Here is an 18,848-nt window from a genome sequence, read left to right as displayed (position 1 = left end):
GGGTCATGATGGATTCGAACCATCGACCAATTGATTAAAAGTCAACTGCTCTACCAACTGAGCTAATGACCCGCTCTTTTTGCAACATTTTGAGTGGGGTAACCATTCGTTTGCTGCGGGCGCTTATAATACTTATTTATAAAATGAGTGCAACCGAAATTGTCTCTTTTTTTAAGTTTTTATGCCTAGTTGACCAATTTTAGACCGCTTATGACAAAAAGCAGTCTAATCAAGCTGATTCAATTAATTAGATAGGCGCTCTGTGGCTAATTTTGCAGCCGTTGTACTTGGATACTGTGTAACAAGTTCGTTAAGTATTTTTAACGATTCATCTGTTGATCCTTGCTCTTTTAAAAGCGTACCTAACTTTAACATGGCGTCTGGGCGTTTGTTTGAATTTGGAAATTCGTTCACAACCACTCTAAAGTGCTCAACCGCTTTAACTCCATCGTTTTTAATTGTTAATAATTGACCTAACCAATAGTGTGCGTTTGACGCATATACAGACTCTGGGTAGGTTGTTAAAAACGTTTGAAATTCTGGAATAGCTTGATCGTAACGTTTATCTTTCATTATAAGCGCAACAGCACGCTCGTAAGCCTCGTTCTCAGACAAATCACTGCTGTATGCTTGTGAATCATTAGGTTGTGCGTAGTCGGTCGCAGGCACAGCAGTAGGTTGAGAGTAAGCTTGGCTAACGCGGTTTTCAATCTCTTGATAAAGCTCACGCTGACGCTGAAGTACTTTTTCCAGTTTATAGCTTTGCTCTTCCGTCACACCACGAATTTGACTTACTTCATCTTGAAGTAAATTAAGTTGCTGTTGTAACTCGGCTTGCAAGAAATTACGCGATTGCATCATACTTTCTAACGACGCTAAGCGCTTCTCAATACTTGACTGTGAACTCGCAGCTTCTGAAACAGGAGCGGGAGCAGCCCATAACTGGGTGCTCCCGCTCAATATCATTGCTGCCAAAATAATTTTCGGCTTCATAATATCTCTTATCTTAGTAAACTAATACCGCACGGCGGTTTTTAGCGAAAGCTGATTCAGTACGTGATTTAACCATTGGCTTTTCTTCACCGTAGCTCACTACTGACATTTGGCTTGCTGATACACCCAGGCTTAAAAGGTACTTTTCAACTGACTGACCACGGTTTTCACCCAGTGCAATGTTGTACTCTGGCGTGCCACGCTCATCGGCATGGCCTTCGATTAACACTTTTACCGATGGGTTTTTTACTAAAAAGTCAGCATGTGCGCGAAGTAAATCTGCATATTTGCTTTCAATTGTCGTTTTATCAAAATCAAAGTAAATTACTTGCTCTTGACGAAGTGCTTCGTATTTTTGACGAAGTTGTTCTTCAGCACGTTCTTCAGGAGAAATAGTTGCTACTTCAACTGTATCGTTGCTTGTTGTTTGCTCAACAGCCGTTTGATTAGATTGGTTTGCAGCACCTTCGTCGATATCTGAAGACGAGCTACAAGCTGCTAATGTCATTACTGGCACAGCAATTAGCAGGCCTTTAAGTATTTTATTAAGTTGCATTGAGTAGATTCCTATTTTGAGTAAACCAGTAACATTACTGTAAATATGGCGACCAAGCTGGTGCCTTTACTTGTCCGTCTAGCACAGGTAATCGTGCTTTAAAGCGGCCGTCCATCGATACTAACGCCAGTACCTGTTTGTTATTATGGAGCGTGCTGTATATTATCATCGAGCCGTTTGGCGCTATACTCGGTGATTCATCTAGGCGAGTTCTTGTTAAAACTTGAAACGCGCCAGAAGCTAGCTCTTTTTTAGCAAGATGGTAGCTACCGTTCGTACGATTAACCATCACTAATTCTTTACTGTCAGGCGTAACTGACCCTGCAAGATTCATATCGCCATCAAACGTTAGGCGTTTAGATCTGCCAGTTTTTAAATTTAACTTATAAATCTGAGCATTACCACCCCTTTCCGAGGTAAACACTATATCTTGCCCATTTGGGTACCAAGATGGTTCAGTATCTATGCTACGGTGGTTTGTTAAGCGAGTTTCTTTACGTGTTGCTAGGTTTAACAAGTAAATCTCTGTTGCACCTGTTTTATCTTTTGAAAGTACCAGTAAAAGCTCTTTACCGTCAGGTGAAAATTGCGGTGCACCGTTAATCCCACGATAGCTAGCTATAACTTCTCGCTTGCCTGTATATAAATCTTGGATATATATTTGGCTTTGGCGATTTTCAAACGTTACGTATGCAAGCTTTGTACCATCTGGCGACCACGCAGGCGACATTAACGGCTCTTTAGAGCGCAAAAGCACTTGTTCGTTAAATCCATCGTAATCGGCAACAACGAGTTGGTAAGGCTTATCGTCTTCATCACGTACGATTACATAGGCAATTTTAGTTAAAAATGCCCCTTTTTCGCCTGTCAGCTTTTCATAAATCACATCACTTATGCGGTGTGAGTAGCGGCGAAACCCACTTTCTGAAATGACGCTTTCTCTGGCCTCTAAAATGTGGTCTTGGCTTTTTACTAATTGCCCATTGGACATCATTTGCGTATTGCCACCCGTTATTTGACCACGAATTACATCCACTAATTCATAACGGACCAAATAACGACCATCTGTTTGTTGTTCAACCTGCCCAACTAGAACGGCCTCAACCCCTTTATTAACCCATGCAGCGTAATCAATTGCTTTGTCTTCGCTTGGTTGTTGTGGCATTTGCGTAACGTCAACCGGCTTAAACTTACCGCTTCGAACTAAATCAGCTGCAATCACATCACTTAGCTTTTGCGGTATTGGGCCTATTCCGGTGTATTTAAATGGCACAATAGCAATAGGCCTTGCACCGTCTACACCTTCAGTAATTACTATTTCAAGTGCAGCATTTGCGATGCCTTGAAACCCTAGTAGCAATACTACACAGGCTACTTTTAGTTTATTGAACATATCATTCCTTTAAAATTCTGGCTTGATTGTTAAGTTAATATTTTTTAGTTGGTCAAACACGTCTCTATCTTTCGAGACAGGTAATGTATCAGCCATTCGTACCGCTCTGAGCGCTGCTTCACATACTAGCTTATCACCACCTAAAGACTTAACTTGCGTAACTAAACCATTAAAGCCAAGACGGATATTAACTCGACATTGTTGGTTTTTCATTTTTTCATCAATTAACAAGTTTTGTTGAATACGCGCCATAATCAAAGCTCGGTATTTGTCAACTTCACTTGCCACTTGTTGCTGGCGTATTTTACTACGGGCAGCCTGCTCTTTAGCAAGTTGTTCTTGTAATATTTGTTCTTGTAATGCTTGCTGGCGCTTACGTTCAGCCTCGGCTGCGCGCTCTTTAGCCTCTTGCTCACGCTTCACTCGTTCAGCTTCTGCATTTTTAAGTGCTTCTTCTTCAAGCTTGCGCTTATCTGCCGCCGCTTTAGCTGCTTTTTCGGCCTCTTGCTTTTGCTTTTCTGCTTGCTTAGCTTTAGCACGCTCTTTTTGCTCTATCTCACGCGCTTTTTTGGCTTGTGCTTCGGCTTGTGCCTTTTCTTTCTCTTTGGCCTTGCGTTCACGTTCAAGCTTTTTGATATTTCGAGCTTCAGATTCACGTTGCTTGCGGGCCTCTGCAGCTCGGCGTTCTAAATCTCGTATACGCTTATCTTCAGCACGCTTTTTGTCTTTTTCTTTTTTTTGTAGCTCAGCAATTTTTTGCTCAACCATTTTTTGATCAACCGTTACCGCCGAAACCGCTTTTTCGGGGTCTGGTATGGCCGTATTTAACGTCACTTCCATTACTTTAGGGGTTGGTGCATGAATGTTAGCTGACGCATACAACAAACCGCCCAAACCTAAATGCAATACCACCGACTTTACTAATGCACTACTCATTCAGTTAATTCCCCTCAAAGGACTCGGTCATCAATCCTACTGACGGCACACCTGCGTTTTTCAAAAAATCCATTAGTAATAGCACTTCTTGATACGAAACCTTGCCAGAGCCTTTGATCATTACCGGTACATCTGGGTTTTTCATTAATTGCAATTTAATCACTGCCGCTACATCAAGCGCTTCCATTGGCTCTTCTGGGTCGGTACCTACGCTAACGTAATACTTACCTTCAGCATCAATTGACGCAATAATCGGCGGCGTGTCTTTAGTATCAACTAAATCAGATTCTTCCATTTTTGGTAAATCTACTTTAACACCATGAGTGATAAGTGGCGCAGTCGCCATGAAAATAATCAACAGCACCAACATTACATCTATGTATGGTACTACATTGATTTCTGCAACAGGGCGGCGCTTTTTACGATGATACATTCGCTTGTGCCTCTATTTGTGTAGCTGCTTGACGGTGCAAAATATTAGCAAACTCTTCCATAAAGTTAATGTAATGAGACTCAAGTTTTTCAACACTATTAGAAAAACGGTTATAGGCGATTACAGCAGGAATTGCAGCAAACAAACCCATTGCCGTAGCAATTAGAGCCTCTGCAATACCTGGAGCAACCATTTGCAATGTAGCTTGTTTAACTTCGCCCAAGGCAATAAAAGCATTCATAATGCCCCACACAGTGCCGAATAAACCAATGTAAGGACTGATAGAGCCAACTGTTGCTAAAAAGGACAAGCTTGTTTCAATTTTTTCAATTTCACGTGAAAGGGCAACACGCATCGAGCGATGCGTACCTTCCATAACAATACTGGCGCTTTGAAATGTATTTTTTTTATGGCGAGCAAACTCTTTAAAACCAGCTGTAAATAACGCCTCAATACCATGAGACTGAGCACTACGAGATGAAATTTCGTTGTATAGTTTACTTAAATCAATGCCTGACCAAAACTTTTGCTCAAACTTTTTAGCATTTGAAAGCGCATCAGAAATCGCTTTTTTACGTTGAAAAATAATAGCCCACGACATAACTGACATAGCTACTAGCCCTAACATTACTAATTGTACAAGCAAACTGGCTTCTAAAATTAGATCCAAAAAATTAAGCCCTGATCCCACATTAAACTCCTAAATAGTATCAAAATACGTCAATTGTAATGATTTGTGCAATTATGACCGCAACACAGGTCATTTAGTTGCATCTAGTGTATCGAGTCAATTTAAAACTAACAACGATATTGCTATGAATAGCCAACAAAAAACGTTAAAAATCGGCGATGTAGTTCATTTTTTACGCCTAGTTATGTAAAAACTTATTTAAATAATATCAATGCCTACATTGAACTGAGTAATTATATAAATAAACATCATAAAACACCGCATTTATTCAAAATCAATGCATAAACACGCAAAACCACATTCATATTACCAGCCAGAATACTAAAACTAATACCGAACAATAATACAAAATTATACTTAATTACGATATTTCATTAACTTATAAAATAAATGATTATTTAACAAACAAATTACAAACTACAATAAAACTAAAAGCATTACTTTTTTTAATCCGAAAAAATAAATTTTCTAGTTTGAACAATTTTTGGATATTCCGTATTATTATCCCATACCGAGCTAGCGCACTAAATGAAATTGTTTCATTAGGTCCTGTTCTAAGTAATATGATTTTTAATCGTATTACAGTGTTTTACTCTATTTGGATAAAACCTAACAGTGTAAAACATGGTTCCCCCAGATTACTTCCTTTAACTTGTTGTTAGCCCGCATTATTTGCGGGCTTTTTTTTACCTGAAATTTGGTTTAGTACAAAAATTTTACTGCTTCGCGAAATGTTGTTTATTAAACACTCAATTTCACATTAAAATTAGGCGCTTTTAGTCGGCGTTAACAATATTGAATTTTATGAAATGCACAATAGCCACATAAGCCTTAACGCCCTGTGAATTGTTGGTTAACCTGAACTCTGGATAATAAATCTATCTCAAGCAGCTATTTTCTGCGCAAACGTCGTTGAAGTTACTTGCAATAGCCTAGCTATTGACGCGAAAATCCGCATTTTTTACTAAAAACCTCTGGCTAGAGAAAATAAATTTAAATATCACGATGATTCAATGCGTTAGCAAATATCTTAACCAGAGTTCAGGCTAGTTAATGATAAAGCAATGCACTTCTGGTAGTTAAAAATACGTTATAAAAGGAAGTTCTCTTGCTAAAAGTAATTTTTAGCAAGAGTTTAGGAGAAGTTTTTAAAATTAGTCTTTTTTAGGTAACAAGCCAAAATGATGGTACGCATTGTCAGACACAATTCGACCGCGCGGTGTTCGCTGAATAAACCCTTGCTGAATTAAAAACGGTTCAATAACATCTTCAATGGTTTCACGTTCCTCACCAATTGCAGCAGCTAAATTATCGAGCCCTACTGGACCCCCCATAAACTTTTCAATAATAGCAAGTAGGTATTTACGGTCCATGTAATCAAAACCGCTTTTATCTACGTCAATCATGTCAAGCGCTTGTTGCGCAACCTCTGCGTTTACAGTGCCGTCGGATTTGACTTGCGTATAGTCTCGCACTCGGCGTAATAAGCGGTTAGCAATACGTGGGGTGCCCCGCGATCTTTTCGCTATTTCACTTGCGCCATCGTCACACATTTCTAAATCAAGATAATGGGCTGAACGGCCAACAATGTGGGATAAATCTTCGACTGAATAAAATTCTAAGCGCTGCACTATGCCAAAGCGGTCACGGAGTGGCGACGTAAGTGACCCTGCACGAGTTGTAGCCCCAATTAACGTAAACGGTGGTAAATCTAACTTTATAGAGCGCGCAGCAGGGCCTTCACCTATCATTATATCAAGTTGATAATCTTCCATTGCAGGGTAAAGTATTTCTTCAACTTGCGGGCTTAGCCTATGTATCTCATCGATAAACAGCACATCACCTTCTTCAAGATTAGTAAGTAGTGCCGCTAAATCACCTGCTTTTTCAAGTACAGGCCCTGAGGTGGTTTTAATATTTACGTTTAACTCGTTTGCGACAATATTAGCTAAGGTGGTTTTACCTAAACCCGGCGGTCCAAATATTAATAAATGGTCAAGCGCCTCGTCGCGGCTGCGTGCAGCTTCAATAAATATTTCCATTTGCTGCTTAACATGCGGCTGACCTCGGTAATCAGCCAACAGTTTTGGCCTAATTGCTCGGTCAATCGAGTCTTCGTTTGTTTTTTCAGTCGCATCAATTAAGCGATCCGCTTCAATCATGGGTTACTCACAACATCGATTTTAAAGATTCTTTTATAAGAACCTCTGTAGACATATCTGGTTTACTCACCGATTTTACCGCCTTTTGCGCCTGAGGCAATTTATAACCTAACGCAACAAGTGCCGATACCGCATCATCGGCTGCATTATTAGCGACTAATGTATCACTATGGGGTTCTATTACTGCACTGTCGCTAAACGGTGTAAATAAATCATTGCCCCAGTCTTTTAAACGGTCTTTCATTTCAAGCACTAAACGCTCAGCGGTTTTTTTACCCACGCCCGGTAATTTCACCAGCGATGTAGCATCTTCATTATTTACACAGCTAACGAACTGCTGCGCCGACATCCCCGATAAAATAGCGAGCCCGAGTTTTGGCCCTACCCCGTTTGCTTTTAAAAGCTCTCTGAATAATGCGCGTTCTGTTTTATTGTTAAAACCAAACAATAACTGCGCATCTTCACGAACTACAAAATGAGTATAAACAATCGCGTTTTCACCCACTTTTGGTAAGTCGTAAAAACAGGTCATTGGCATTTGTACTTCATAACCCACACCGCTTACTTCAAGTAAGATTTCGGGAGGTTGTTTTTCAACTAAAATACCATTTAAGCGGCCGATCATTGTTATTTCCTTAAGCGTCCTCTAACGGTTTTGCTTGCGCTACCCGCCAGTTTGATTAAATTTTGTTCTGAGTGTGCATGGCAAATAGCAATTGCTAATGCATCTGCAGCATCGGCTTGGGGTGTACCCGGTAATTTTAAGATATTTTTTACCATATGTTGTACTTGGCTTTTATCTGCACCGCCGTTACCTACTACAGCTTGTTTAATTTGCCTTGCTGAATATTCGAACACAGGTAAGTCTGCCATTGCAGCACCTACAATGGCCGCACCACGTGCTTGGCCAAGTTTTAACGCTGAATCGGGGTTATGAGCCATAAACACTTTTTCGATAGCAAACGTTTCAGGCGAAAACTGCTCTACAAGCTGAGTTATGCCCTGATAAATCATTTTAAGGCGAACCGGAAAAGGATGATCGGCTAATTTTATACACCCACTGCCTAAATAAGTAAATTTAGCGCCTTGGTGGGCAACTACACCGTAACCAGTCAAACGCGATCCTGGGTCGATCCCTAAAATAATGGCCAAGTAACATTCTCGTTATTTTTATTCTAAATTAGGCTAATAATGCCAGAGCACTGTATAAAATACCAGTACCAAGCAAAAACAAAAATGCTCGCATATAAAGCGAGCATTTTTAAAGCCAAATTAACTAGTTTTACCCCAAAGCACGCACTAACCCTTGGGTATTTTGTTTAAGGGTACGGGCAATCATTAAATAACCTAACCCTGCTACAAATAAACCACCGGCAAGCGGGCCTATAATCCATATATGTGGATGGAGCTTGCCCGAAAGTTCAAACATTTGTTGCTGCACAATTAACAGTGCTAAATCGCTAAAGAATGCAGCAACTAAACCAGCTAATCCGCCTAATAATAAAAACTCGTACAAGGTCGCATTTTTAATTAAACGGCTTTTAGCGCCTAATGTTCGCAGAATTACAATTTCTTGCATCCGTTCACCCAAGCTCGCTTGTACTTGCGAAATAAGTACTAGCGCACCACATAAAACAACAATGGCAAGTACAAAACCAATCGCGAGTGAAACTTGAGATATGGTGGTTTGTATTTGCTTTACAAAGTTATCTACATCGATTGCTGTAATTGTTGGGTAGGTACGTAATAGTTGGCTAAAGTCACGCTTTTGCTCAGGTTCTATCCTAACCGACGAAATATACGTTGCCGGAAAATCTTTAAGTACATCTGGGCTGAGTATAATAAAGAAGTTAGGTTTAAGCGTTGCCCAATTCACAGTACGAACGCTGGTAATTTTAGCATCAAACGACTGCGCGCCAATTAAAAAGGTAAGCGTGTCGCCTATTTCAACATCAAGGCGCTCTAACATTGACTCTTCAATTGATGCTTCAGCCACTGCGTTTTCACCAAACCACTCGCCTTGTATTATTTCGTTTTGAGCTGGTACATCTTTAAGCCATGTTAAATTTAGCTCACGGCCAATACCTGAACGCGCTTCCTCGTCTTTTTTCTCATTGTCTTGAAGAGAGACCTCACGAGCAACCAACTCGCCATTTACCGCATTGACCCGCCCTCGAATCGTTGGGAAGAAGTCAGACACTAAAATGTCTTTTTCAGCGAGGTAGTTATTAATTGGCTCAAGATCGTTTTGTGTAATATTAACTAAAAATGCATTTGGCGCATCGCTGGGTAATTGCGACTGCCAATCGGCAATCATGTCATTTTTAAGCACAACTAAAAACAGAAGCAGTTTAATGGCTAACGAAAAGCTAATAAGTTGAACAGCATTTACATTGGCGCGTTTTTGAATAGACGCAATGGCCAACGACCAACTATTACCTGGTTTTAAACCCAGTTTTCGGCCACCACCAAAAATAAGCTTCGATATTAAAAACAACACGCCAATTAAGGTAAGTGTGGTTATAAATAAGATAAGCGTTATTTTTATATTGTTACTAAATAACCACATTAACAAAAATACGGTCAATGCACTCATACCCAAATGCACACGGCTTACCGCTAATTTGTCGCCTAAGTTACGGCGCAACACCCTAAGCGGTGGAATATCGAACAAGTCAAACAAAGGTTTAATAGAAAACATAACGGCGCAAATTACACCCGTGCTAATTGCCACAAGCCAAGGTTTAACCCCCCCCATGGGTAATTCTGTGCCCATACTTTTTGATAAGTACCCCGTCGCTATTTCTTGCAAGCCGTAACCAATTAGCAAACCGATGCTTACTGCCATTGCACAGACAAGCAATAAATGAAGCATATAAATTTTTCGGATCATTGAGCGGCTACCGCCCAATGTTTTCATCATTGCAACAGGGTCGTATTGACGCTCGCAATAACGTTTAGCTGATACAGCAATAGCCACTGCAGCTAAAATGATACCGAGTAAACCCGCCAACAATAAAAAGCTCTCTGCTCGATTTAAACTATTAGAAATAGGTGATTGGCGGTCTTTTACGCCATACCATTGTTGGTTTTCTTTCATTTGTGGTTTTAACCAGTCATAAAAGCTGTTTATGTCGTCTTCACTACCTGCATAAAGCTGGCGGTAAAAAACACGACTTCCAGGTTGAACGACCTCAGTTTTGGGCACATCTGCAATATTTATTAAAACACGGCGGCTACTTGAGAACACATTAAATGGCGCATCGGGCTCTTCTACTATAACTTTTTCAACATCAAATAACGCCGCACCTAGCTCAACTTGCGAACCAACATCAATATTGAGCGAGTAAAAAACAGACTCACTAAGCCATACGTTACCTGGCCTTGGGCCAGCATTTGCAATAATCGTTTCACCCGTTAATGTATTTTTTACCTTAAGCTGCCCTTTCAACGGGTATGCATTTGACGCAGCTTTTACTGAACTAAATTGCATCTCGTCGTTAGCAAATAACATGGTGTCGAAGTACACCATTTGCGCGGTTTGTAAATTTTGACTTTTGGCTTGCTCAATAAAAGCGGTATCAATAGCATGGCTACTTGCAAGAACTCGGTCGGCGGCAATAAATGCACTGCTTTTTTGGGCGATGCTTTGTGCTATTCGCTCTGTAACCATAGACAACGTGAGTACTGTTAATACCGCCAAAGCAATCGCTGCACTAATTACTGTTAGCTCACCTCTGCGAAATTCTCGCGCAAATAATTTAAGCGCTAATTTAGCCCACATCTGCAACGTCCTCTACTTCGCTTTTAACAAGCAACCCTGCTTCTATCTGGATAATATGCTCACATTTTTGAGCGAGTCCTTCATCGTGCGTCACTAAAATGAGCGTTGTACCGTGTTGAGAATTTAAGTCGAACAACAGCGACTCAATCATTTTTCCGTTTTTACTGTCTAGGTTCGCTGAAGGCTCATCAGCAAATAAAATTTTGGGTGTCCCAATAAAAGCACGTGCAATAGCAACACGCTGTTGCTCACCACCCGAAAGCTGAGAAGGGTAATGATCTGTTCGATGGCTTAGGCCTACTTTTTCAAGCAAAGCAAGTGCCTGCTCCTTAGCATCACTTTTTCCCGCTAATTCAGCAGGTAACATTACGTTTTCGAGAGCGGTTAAGCTTTGCACCAACATAAAAGACTGAAATACAAAACCAATTTTAGCGGCACGAAGTGCTGCACGTGCTTCCTCATCTAAATTATGTAGCGGCTCACCGTCTAAAAATATTTCGCCATTACTCGCAGTGTCTAAGCCTGCCAGTAAACTTAATAAGGTAGATTTACCTGACCCGGACGTACCAACAATAGCAACAGACTCACCATGCTTGACATTAAAGCTGATGTCGCTGAGGATGGGCAACTCACCTTCAAAGGTAGTTACTATTTTAGACAAACCATTAACTTGAATTATATTTAATTGAGAAAGCGCTGACATATGACTCATTCAATCCTACGTTTAGTATTCATTTTATTTTTAGTTATCAAACCGCTAAGTGCGGCAGCCGACAACACGATTTTAATACTCGGTGACAGTTTAAGCGCAGCCTATGGCCTTCAACAAGAACAAGGCTGGGTAAAATTGTTACAAGATAAGTACAATGACGAGCAAGCCGACATTGCACTTGTAAACGCCAGCATTAGTGGCGAAACCTCTGGTGGTGCATTGCGCCGTTTAGATGCATTACTTACTCAATACCAACCAACTCATGTGCTTATAGAGCTTGGTGCAAACGACGGTCTTCGCGGCTTTCCGGTAAACAAAATGCAGGCTAATTTAACTGCACTTATACAAAAAAGCCAAGCAGCTAACGCAATGACCGCATTGATGGAAATTTACATTCCACCTAATTATGGTCCCCGCTACAGTAAAATGTTTACAGATAGTTTTAGCCAAATCAGCGAAGAAACTAATACGCACTTACTAAACTTTTTTATGCTCAATATCGCCGATAAACCAGAGCTAATGCAAAACGATGGGCTACACCCTAACAAAAAAGCTCAGCCGTTGATACGAGATGAGATGTACGACTCGATCAAAACTTGGTTAAATAAAGACTAGCTTAAATAACCAAACTTAAGTGAGCTTTTTAGCTCACTTGCCTAATAAACACTCAAACAAACAATCGCTTATTGATTTTAAAAAAAATACACGTACTATTGCACTCAACGTCGGTATGTAGCGCAGCCTGGTAGCGCACTGTCATGGGGTGGCAGGGGTCGAGAGTTCGAATCTCTCCATACCGACCAATTCATAACTCCCTCTTTTAGTTTATAAAATAGTCACCAACAGGTATTCACCTGAAGATTAAACACAAACTCTACTTTTTAAAAAATATATTTAGTTAAAAGGCATTCTAAACAACAGTTTAATAACGGCCTATTACGCCTAAAACCCAGACTTTATGCTTTCCTCGCCTGCTTGATAGGTCAAAGTATTTTAAAAGCCACCTTAAAAATCGATATTTTGCTAGACGCAAATTGCCAACTTAATAAACCTGCAAAATAATAAACCATTTCTTGATTTAAAAAGCGCATTGAAGGCACTAAATCTTACTTTAAATAAGTTGCTATTCGCTTTTAACTAATTTGAATGACAATGAACGCTCTCAATTTTAAAAATGTAACAAGCACAGCTAATGCTAAACATTTACTTTACCTAAAATCTAAACAAAACCATTAACTATAGTATAGAAAACAAATAATACTGCACACTTATTGAGCATTTTGTTTGATTAACGTATTATGGGGCTTTATTTTTACGGTGTTGAACATGGACTTTTCAGCTGAAGAATTAAACTTTATCTCTGACTTATTTAAGCCAGAAGATCAGGAAGTAAAACCAAATCACAAGCTTACTTTACAAAGTAGTGTACCCGCAGGCATTGCGCACCTATTAAGCAACGCAAGCTTAACGCTATTAGCAAAAGTTGCGCATTATCAATTATGGTTTCCGCTTGATTTAAAAATAGATCCCTCTGGGGTTATTAACCCTGTATTAAGTGCGCCTGAAGTCATTGATACTAAAGGCACACAGCGAAGTTGGCGTTGGAGCCAACTTAATATAAAGAGCGAGGGTTTTTACATTGAGTCTATATCTAGCACAGGCATATTTTTAAAACCTCTGAAAGATAACAGTCGCTTAGGCAGTATGAAAAATGTGCAGTTTACACTGCCAAACGAAGAGTATATTTCAATTGATATAGAGCCCATTAGGCAAAATAAGTCAGGAATGGCTGCAAAAATTACGCGTATTAATAGCGGAAAAGAGCAGTTAAGGACCTATCTATTTGAAGAGCATAAACGCCAATACTCGGCACTTTATGAAAATGGTAAATTAGTTAACGAAATACGTTGATATGTAAGTTATGCAGTAAATGTCTATATTTATTTCGTCTAAGTCGGTTTCTTAATTTTTATATTTTTTAGCCTTGCTTGATGTTTCAACTCATTTTAAATTTTGCAAAAAAAAAAGCGCTATACAGCGCTTATTGATTTATATGTAATTAGTGTTTGGGCTTTACACCGTTACGAACCATATCTTGCCCATTAGTAAATACATCTTCGGTGATACCGCGGGCCAATAGTAGTTGCTGTTTATCATCAAATACGGCAATAAAACGGGTACCGTCTGAGTTTTTAGTCGCCATACCTACACCCGATACCCCTTTTAATCCATAGCCACCGCTTTCTATTTCGAGTAAAAAAGCTTCTAAGTCTGCTAAATTGTCGATTACATCACTTTCGTTATTCATGTTAAAACTCTTTCTATCTCTCTTTGCTTTGAGCAAAGTGGTTATACGTTATATCGGTTATTTTATAGAGCTGGTACTTAAAATCCAAATATTTAAGACTCAGACTTAAAACGATTCGACCACCAGCGATAAATTACTCACAGCGCAGCCGAACTGTTTGGTGCTTATTCGGTCGTAGCGTGTATCAGCATTTGCATTCAAGCTAATTAAGAACTCATCTTGCTGAGCAACTGCGCTTTGCTCTTGGGCAAGGCACATGGCTTGGGTAAGAGACCGTAATTTTGCATCCGTTAATATGCTTCCAAAACGCTGAACTGGTAAAGGCGGTATTTTTATTGAGGGCAATGTTTTCCCCAATGTGCGCTCGCTCAAAGTAAATGAGTTATTGCTAACATCAATCACACTGCCAGCAGGCCAGTATGAATAACGGTATTCCTGAAGTTTTGAATTTGTATTTTGCTCAGGGATATGCACGGCAATCTTTGTTGTCTCGGGAGTTAAATAGACCACACCATTTTCACCTACGACCGTCATTAGATTACCTTCAGGCGATTTTATGGCGACCAAAGCGGTATTCTCGTCTACACCAAAACCATACTGTGATGTAGCTTTACTGTTGCTTAAAGTGTCAATCATCATGGCCAATTTAAAAGTGTTGTTTTGCTCACTAAAGTGCGTACTTAACACACCATAATTAAACGTTGCTAAGCCCTTTTTAGTGGTCAGGGTTTCCCCTTTTAGTACGTTTGTAATCGTTGCGTTTTCATTTGTAATTAAGCTATTACCTTGTATGGCGCTCCCCTCTCCTATTCCCACAATAACCGGGCTTGTTATAAGTGAATTTGTCCATGGGTAAGGATCGTTTTCATCATTAAATAAAACGCTATGCAATAACGCAGCATCGCCGCTATGGTACATAACCCCCGTACTGTTTTTTATTAATGTGGTTAATGCAACTACTCCACTTTTACACAAGCTGTATTCGGTTTGAGTTTGCGAAGGATACATTGACTCTCGGTTATACACTTGCATAGTGCTGTTTCTTAGTAAAGGCAGTTGAGCGCACCGACCTGTGGTTATTGCCTTTGCTAGTGCAGGCGTTAATGCAAGCCACTTGGCACTTATTTCTGACTCTGCCAAAAAAGATGTTGCCAGTTCAGCATACGCGTAGGGATCACGACGCGCCGCAGTAATGACAAGCATGGTCGGTTTAGCGCTATTTACTTTTAGGCTACCCGTAATAAATTGTAAAATATCATTATTTTTATATCGTGGAGTCTTAATTGCTTTACTATTTATTTTGTTATCATTTTTACCTTCTGACACTTCGAGCATATCGAACACATAATTGTATTCATGCACTGACAATCGTTGTAATTGCTCGTTATTTACGTCACGCCACTGCCACAGTAAGTTTTGCTTTGAAACATGTTCGGTTCCATTTTTGTATAATTGGCTCAGCACTTCCAGTGTTGCTTTTTTATTATTAAGATTACTTGTTGGCCAATGTTGTGCTACCTGCTCTATTTTATTAACCGTGAGCGAGTATATATTGCGAATTGTATTTTTAACCTGCTCACAACTATTAGACGAACCACCTGCGCACATTTTTGGTTCTGAACCCAATAATATTAGAGTTTGACTTTGTTGTTGAGCGGCTAAATTAAGCGAAAATACAGCGCTTATTAGTGTAATAAGCGATGTTAATAGCATGTGTTTATTCAATAAAATTTGGTTGCTCATAGTAATAACCTTAAAAGTGGCAAAAAAGCGCTGCAAGCTTATCAGTTTAGTGGCTTAGGCTAAATACCTCGTTAATATAACTAATCGTGTATTTAATTCACTTTTCTCTATTACAGCTTTGGGTAAGTTTTTTTAGGACGTAACTCAATTATGTCGATATATCGCATTAACTTGCAGGCTATTTTAGTCAGCGTTAAGCTAGCGCTTTATTTAATTAAATATTGATATTCCAAGGCTTTATAATGACTGACAGCACATACCCAATTGGCACACCCGGTACTAAATGGAACGACAGCGACAAAGCACAATGGCTAGCAGGGCAAGTTATAAAGCGTAGCTATCAAGATGAAGTGCTAACGCTAATAAATGAGCTTAAAGGCACATTAACTGTTGAGCAATACGGTGAGCTTAATTACAACGATGGCTGTTATCCATTGTACGCACTACAAACACCTAATTTTGATGATGCCAAACCAACGGTTTTAATTACCGGTGGCGTGCATGGCTACGAAACTAGTGGCGTGCATGGCGCGCTTAGATTTGCAAAAACCTCTGCTTTAAATCACTCACATCATTTTAATATAGTTATTGCTCCCTGTATTAGCCCTTGGGGGTATGAAACAATTAACCGCTGGAACCCAAACGCAATAGATCCTAACCGCTCGTTTTATGACAATAGCCCAGCACACGAGTCGGCTGCGGTAATGGCCTATGTAAAATCATTAAATCTTGATTTACTGGCACACATTGATTTACACGAGACAACCAATACTGACAACAGTGAATTTAGGCCAGCGCTTGCAGCACGTGAAGGCACAACTAATACAAATTGGAATATTCCTGATGGGTTTTATTTAGTTGCCGACAGTAAAAAACCAGAGCCAGAATTTCAAAAAGTGATTATTGAGGGCGTTGCAAAGGTTACGCATATTGCACCAAGCGATGAAAACAATGCATTAATTGGCGTACCGCAGGAACAATTTGGTGTTATCAACTATGCTGCGCGCGAATTAGGTTTATGTATGGGCTTTACCGATGCACCTTTTGTAACAACAACAGAAGTATACCCAGATAGCCCTAGCGCAAACAGTGAGCAATGTATTTTAGCGCAAGTGGCTGTTATAAACAGCGCGCTAAACTATTTAAATAAGTAGAGCTAGTTTTTTGTTGCTACGTTAATTAAATGTGTGATTTATTGAGCGTAGCAAAAATTTAATAAAAAATAATAGAGAGCACACATTGAAATTGGATAAAAATAAACACCATGATTTTTCATTAAATAATGACTATGGCAACGTTAATTTTTCTGTTGATAACAACATCATTGTTGCAGAGTTTTCAGGAAGCATCGATACAGATTTATTGAGCACTTTTGGTGAAAGACTCATTAGCACTACAACTCAGTTTAATAGCAAGCCTTGGGGCTACATTAGTGATTCAAGGAACGTATTAGCAGCGACGCCTGAAGCTGAGCTATTACTCACTAAAATTGGCCAAAAAATGCAATCTGCAAATTGCATTATTAGCGCTTTTGTAATGACATCTGCTATTGCTATAAGCCAAATGTCACGAGTTCTGCAAAGTGTTGGCAGAGATAGCTCTAAATGTATTTTTAGTGATATTACAAGTGCAAAGCAATATGTTAGTGAACACCTTAGAAACAGCCAAGCGGATTAATCACTTAATCAACTTGGCGATTAATTACTTAGTTTTTATAAAACTGACTCTCTTTGGTAATGGTAATATTCGCATCCTCCTGCGCAGTAACTACAAATCGTAATTTACTCACTTTTTGTTTAATATCGTATCCATCTGCAGTCACTGTTACCGGTATGCTTTTCATTAAACCTGGCTGAACAAGCGTAAGCTCAGGACTTTGCAGCATTGCGCCTGGTAATCCTTCAATAGCAATAGTGTAATGCATAGATTGCTGTGTTTTATTTATAATGGTCAGTGTGTATGGGTTTTCGACTAAGCCCTCATAGTTTACTCTGTAAAGTGCATTTCTATCACGAAGTACAGAGGCCTCTATGGGTGTGCGCTGCACCATCCATGCAAACATAGATATAATAAGCAATGTAGTCAAAGCACCATAACCTACCAGTTTTAGCCTAAATGGGTTGGTTTTTTTACCCTCCATTTGTTTTTCGCTAGCGTATTTAATTAACCCTTTGTCGTATCCAAACTTGGTCATTGTGTCGTCACAAGCATCAATGCATAAACCACAATTTATACATTCATATTGCAAACCATTTCTAATATCAATACCCGCTGGGCACACTTCAACACATAAATTACAATCTACACAATCACCTAAATTTAGTGACTTTGGATCGGCTTTACGCTTACGTGGCCCGCGGCTTTCTCCTCGCTCTGCATCGTATGTAACCACTAGGGTATCTTTATCAAACATCACTGACTGAAAACGTGAATACGGGCATGCTATTGTGCACATTTTTTCTCTTAAAAACCCAGCATTGCCGTACGTACACCCTGCGAAAAAAAGCACCCAAAAGGTGGTAATGCCAGACCAATCAAATGTAAGCATCTCTAAATATAAACTTTTAGCCGGAATGAAATAAGCCATAAAAGAGGTCGCCGTTAAAACAGAAATAACTACCCACGCGATGTGTTTAGTTATTTTTTTACGCCATGTGCTTAATGTCCATTGTGTCTTATCAAGTTTTATACGTTGATTGCGTGTCCCTTCTATACGTTGCTCAACCCAGGTAAACATCAACATCCATATTGTTTGCGGACAAGTATAACCACACCAAACTCGACCTAGCCAGTTAGTGACAAAGAATAATGCAAATGCTCCCACCATAAAAAGCATCGCTAAAATCATAAAGTCTTGAGGAAGAAGTGTTAAGCCGAATATAGTAAAGGTTTGTGTGGCTACATCTAACAGTACAGCCTGCTGCCCGTTATATTGAATCCATGGAATGGCAATAAACGTTAGCATTAGTAACCAGCCTAAATTGCGGCGTATTCGTTGGAAAAAGCCTTTTTGCTCGCGAATATAAATAGGCCCTGAGTTATAGGGCTTAATGATCATATCTTCTTCTTTAATATCAAACTTCATTTTGCTTACTTAATTATGACGGATGTTAATTAAGTATTTGCAACTTTCAGAC

18 protein-coding genes and 2 tRNA genes are annotated in these 18,848 nt (G+C 39.6%); 5 read left to right on the top strand and 15 right to left on the bottom strand.

The annotated features are described in order from the left end of the window. The 12 genes from KZZ04_RS17785 to KZZ04_RS17730 form a co-directional block, all read right to left on the bottom strand. Nucleotides 1–72: transfer RNA gene (locus KZZ04_RS17785), tRNA-Lys, on the bottom strand. A gap of 171 nt (nucleotides 73–243) precedes the next feature. Then, nucleotides 244–993 (bottom strand): tol-pal system protein YbgF, encoded by a 750-nt coding sequence (gene ybgF, locus KZZ04_RS17780; RefSeq protein WP_219423528.1) that lies wholly within the window; start codon nucleotides 991–993, stop codon nucleotides 244–246. A gap of 13 nt (nucleotides 994–1,006) precedes the next feature. Further along, nucleotides 1,007–1,549, bottom strand: a complete 543-nt coding sequence (pal, locus tag KZZ04_RS17775) for a peptidoglycan-associated lipoprotein Pal (RefSeq protein ID WP_219423525.1) — start codon at nucleotides 1,547–1,549, stop codon at nucleotides 1,007–1,009. Between the two features lie 34 nt (nucleotides 1,550–1,583). After that, the gene (gene tolB / locus KZZ04_RS17770) at nucleotides 1,584–2,942 is read right to left on the bottom strand and encodes a Tol-Pal system beta propeller repeat protein TolB (RefSeq protein ID WP_219423522.1); all 1,359 of its coding nucleotides are present in this window, start codon (nucleotides 2,940–2,942) and stop codon (nucleotides 1,584–1,586) included. Nucleotides 2,943–2,951: 9 nt separating this feature from the next. Beyond that, nucleotides 2,952–3,878 (bottom strand): cell envelope integrity protein TolA, encoded by a 927-nt coding sequence (tolA, locus tag KZZ04_RS17765; RefSeq protein ID WP_219423520.1) that lies wholly within the window; start codon nucleotides 3,876–3,878, stop codon nucleotides 2,952–2,954. 4 nt (nucleotides 3,879–3,882) lie between these two features. Further along, on the bottom strand, nucleotides 3,883–4,311 hold the full coding sequence (gene tolR / locus KZZ04_RS17760; RefSeq protein ID WP_006794474.1) for a protein TolR: 429 nt from the start codon (nucleotides 4,309–4,311) through the stop codon (nucleotides 3,883–3,885). Then, on the bottom strand, nucleotides 4,298–5,002 hold the full coding sequence (tolQ, locus tag KZZ04_RS17755) for a protein TolQ (RefSeq protein WP_058404865.1): 705 nt from the start codon (nucleotides 5,000–5,002) through the stop codon (nucleotides 4,298–4,300). Before tolQ ends, tolR begins: the two co-directional genes overlap by 14 nt. Before the next feature lie 1,154 nt (nucleotides 5,003–6,156). Further along, nucleotides 6,157–7,164 (bottom strand): Holliday junction branch migration DNA helicase RuvB, encoded by a 1,008-nt coding sequence (gene ruvB, locus KZZ04_RS17750; protein ID WP_058404864.1) that lies wholly within the window; start codon nucleotides 7,162–7,164, stop codon nucleotides 6,157–6,159. A 7-nt stretch (nucleotides 7,165–7,171) separates the two neighbouring features. Further along, entirely contained in the window at nucleotides 7,172–7,789 is a 618-nt protein-coding gene (gene ruvA, locus KZZ04_RS17745; RefSeq protein ID WP_138528079.1) for a Holliday junction branch migration protein RuvA, read from the bottom strand. A 2-nt stretch (nucleotides 7,790–7,791) separates the two neighbouring features. Beyond that, nucleotides 7,792–8,316 carry a crossover junction endodeoxyribonuclease RuvC gene (ruvC, locus tag KZZ04_RS17740; RefSeq protein WP_008131991.1) on the bottom strand — a complete coding sequence of 175 codons (525 nt, stop codon included), beginning with the start codon at nucleotides 8,314–8,316 and terminating at the stop codon, nucleotides 7,792–7,794. Nucleotides 8,317–8,446: 130 nt separating this feature from the next. Next, nucleotides 8,447–10,948 carry an ABC transporter permease gene (locus KZZ04_RS17735; RefSeq protein ID WP_219423517.1) on the bottom strand — a complete coding sequence of 834 codons (2,502 nt, stop codon included), beginning with the start codon at nucleotides 10,946–10,948 and terminating at the stop codon, nucleotides 8,447–8,449. Next, nucleotides 10,938–11,651, bottom strand: coding sequence for an ABC transporter ATP-binding protein (locus tag KZZ04_RS17730; protein WP_058404876.1), 714 nt, complete (start codon nucleotides 11,649–11,651; stop codon nucleotides 10,938–10,940). Before KZZ04_RS17730 ends, KZZ04_RS17735 begins: the two co-directional genes overlap by 11 nt. Here KZZ04_RS17730 and KZZ04_RS17725 point away from each other — a divergent pair, their 5' ends adjacent. The 3 genes from KZZ04_RS17725 (at nucleotide 11,652) to KZZ04_RS17715 (ending at nucleotide 13,571) form a co-directional block, all read left to right on the top strand. Beyond that, complete coding sequence (locus tag KZZ04_RS17725) at nucleotides 11,652–12,275, top strand: arylesterase (protein WP_219423515.1); 624 nt, start codon at nucleotides 11,652–11,654, stop codon at nucleotides 12,273–12,275. 111 nt (nucleotides 12,276–12,386) lie between these two features. Continuing rightward, nucleotides 12,387–12,463: transfer RNA gene (locus KZZ04_RS17720), tRNA-Pro, on the top strand. Nucleotides 12,464–12,986: 523 nt separating this feature from the next. After that, on the top strand, nucleotides 12,987–13,571 hold the full coding sequence (locus tag KZZ04_RS17715; protein WP_058404860.1) for a hypothetical protein: 585 nt from the start codon (nucleotides 12,987–12,989) through the stop codon (nucleotides 13,569–13,571). Between the two features lie 148 nt (nucleotides 13,572–13,719). On the opposite strand, the gene KZZ04_RS17710 is transcribed toward KZZ04_RS17715, so the two are convergent. Continuing rightward, nucleotides 13,720–13,968, bottom strand: a complete 249-nt coding sequence (locus KZZ04_RS17710; RefSeq protein WP_008132014.1) for a hypothetical protein — start codon at nucleotides 13,966–13,968, stop codon at nucleotides 13,720–13,722. A gap of 105 nt (nucleotides 13,969–14,073) precedes the next feature. Further along, nucleotides 14,074–15,711, bottom strand: a complete 1,638-nt coding sequence (locus KZZ04_RS17705) for a cyanophycinase (RefSeq protein WP_219423512.1) — start codon at nucleotides 15,709–15,711, stop codon at nucleotides 14,074–14,076. Between the two features lie 242 nt (nucleotides 15,712–15,953). On the opposite strand from KZZ04_RS17705, the gene KZZ04_RS17700 reads away from it, so the two are divergent. Next, nucleotides 15,954–16,865, top strand: coding sequence for a M14 family metallocarboxypeptidase (locus KZZ04_RS17700; protein WP_058404858.1), 912 nt, complete (start codon nucleotides 15,954–15,956; stop codon nucleotides 16,863–16,865). 85 nt (nucleotides 16,866–16,950) lie between these two features. Beyond that, nucleotides 16,951–17,388 carry a hypothetical protein gene (locus KZZ04_RS17695; protein ID WP_219423509.1) on the top strand — a complete coding sequence of 146 codons (438 nt, stop codon included), beginning with the start codon at nucleotides 16,951–16,953 and terminating at the stop codon, nucleotides 17,386–17,388. 28 nt (nucleotides 17,389–17,416) lie between these two features. Here KZZ04_RS17695 and ccoG read toward each other — a convergent pair whose 3' ends face one another. Beyond that, nucleotides 17,417–18,796, bottom strand: coding sequence for a cytochrome c oxidase accessory protein CcoG (gene ccoG, locus KZZ04_RS17690; protein WP_219423507.1), 1,380 nt, complete (start codon nucleotides 18,794–18,796; stop codon nucleotides 17,417–17,419). Between the last annotated feature and the right edge of the window lie 52 nt (nucleotides 18,797–18,848).

The organism is Pseudoalteromonas sp. CR1, assembly GCF_019392235.1.
Taxonomy (GTDB): Bacteria; Pseudomonadota; Gammaproteobacteria; order Enterobacterales; family Alteromonadaceae; genus Pseudoalteromonas.
Note: the sequence above shows the minus strand (reverse complement) of the source record. Positions and strands in the feature narration are given on the sequence as shown.

Excerpts from the sequence above, each read along its gene's own strand:
- KZZ04_RS17735 (WP_219423517.1), bottom strand. The coding sequence starts at position 10,948 with ATGTGGGCTAAATTAGCGCTTAAATTATTTGCGCGAGAATTTCGCAGA.
- KZZ04_RS17715 (WP_058404860.1), top strand. The coding sequence starts at position 12,987 with ATGGACTTTTCAGCTGAAGAATTAAACTTTATCTCTGACTTATTTAAG.
- tolB (WP_219423522.1), bottom strand. The coding sequence starts at position 2,942 with ATGTTCAATAAACTAAAAGTAGCCTGTGTAGTATTGCTACTAGGGTTT.
- pal (WP_219423525.1), bottom strand. The coding sequence starts at position 1,549 with ATGCAACTTAATAAAATACTTAAAGGCCTGCTAATTGCTGTGCCAGTA.
- KZZ04_RS17725 (WP_219423515.1), top strand. The coding sequence starts at position 11,652 with ATGACTCATTCAATCCTACGTTTAGTATTCATTTTATTTTTAGTTATC.
- tolA (WP_219423520.1), bottom strand. The coding sequence starts at position 3,878 with ATGAGTAGTGCATTAGTAAAGTCGGTGGTATTGCATTTAGGTTTGGGC.
- ccoG (WP_219423507.1), bottom strand. The coding sequence starts at position 18,796 with ATGAAGTTTGATATTAAAGAAGAAGATATGATCATTAAGCCCTATAAC.
- KZZ04_RS17730 (WP_058404876.1), bottom strand. The coding sequence starts at position 11,651 with ATGTCAGCGCTTTCTCAATTAAATATAATTCAAGTTAATGGTTTGTCT.
- ruvB (WP_058404864.1), bottom strand. The coding sequence starts at position 7,164 with ATGATTGAAGCGGATCGCTTAATTGATGCGACTGAAAAAACAAACGAA.
- ruvA (WP_138528079.1), bottom strand. The coding sequence starts at position 7,789 with ATGATCGGCCGCTTAAATGGTATTTTAGTTGAAAAACAACCTCCCGAA.
- tolR (WP_006794474.1), bottom strand. The coding sequence starts at position 4,311 with ATGTATCATCGTAAAAAGCGCCGCCCTGTTGCAGAAATCAATGTAGTA.
- KZZ04_RS17705 (WP_219423512.1), bottom strand. The coding sequence starts at position 15,711 with ATGAGCAACCAAATTTTATTGAATAAACACATGCTATTAACATCGCTT.
- KZZ04_RS17700 (WP_058404858.1), top strand. The coding sequence starts at position 15,954 with ATGACTGACAGCACATACCCAATTGGCACACCCGGTACTAAATGGAAC.
- KZZ04_RS17710 (WP_008132014.1), bottom strand. The coding sequence starts at position 13,968 with ATGAATAACGAAAGTGATGTAATCGACAATTTAGCAGACTTAGAAGCT.
- ybgF (WP_219423528.1), bottom strand. The coding sequence starts at position 993 with ATGAAGCCGAAAATTATTTTGGCAGCAATGATATTGAGCGGGAGCACC.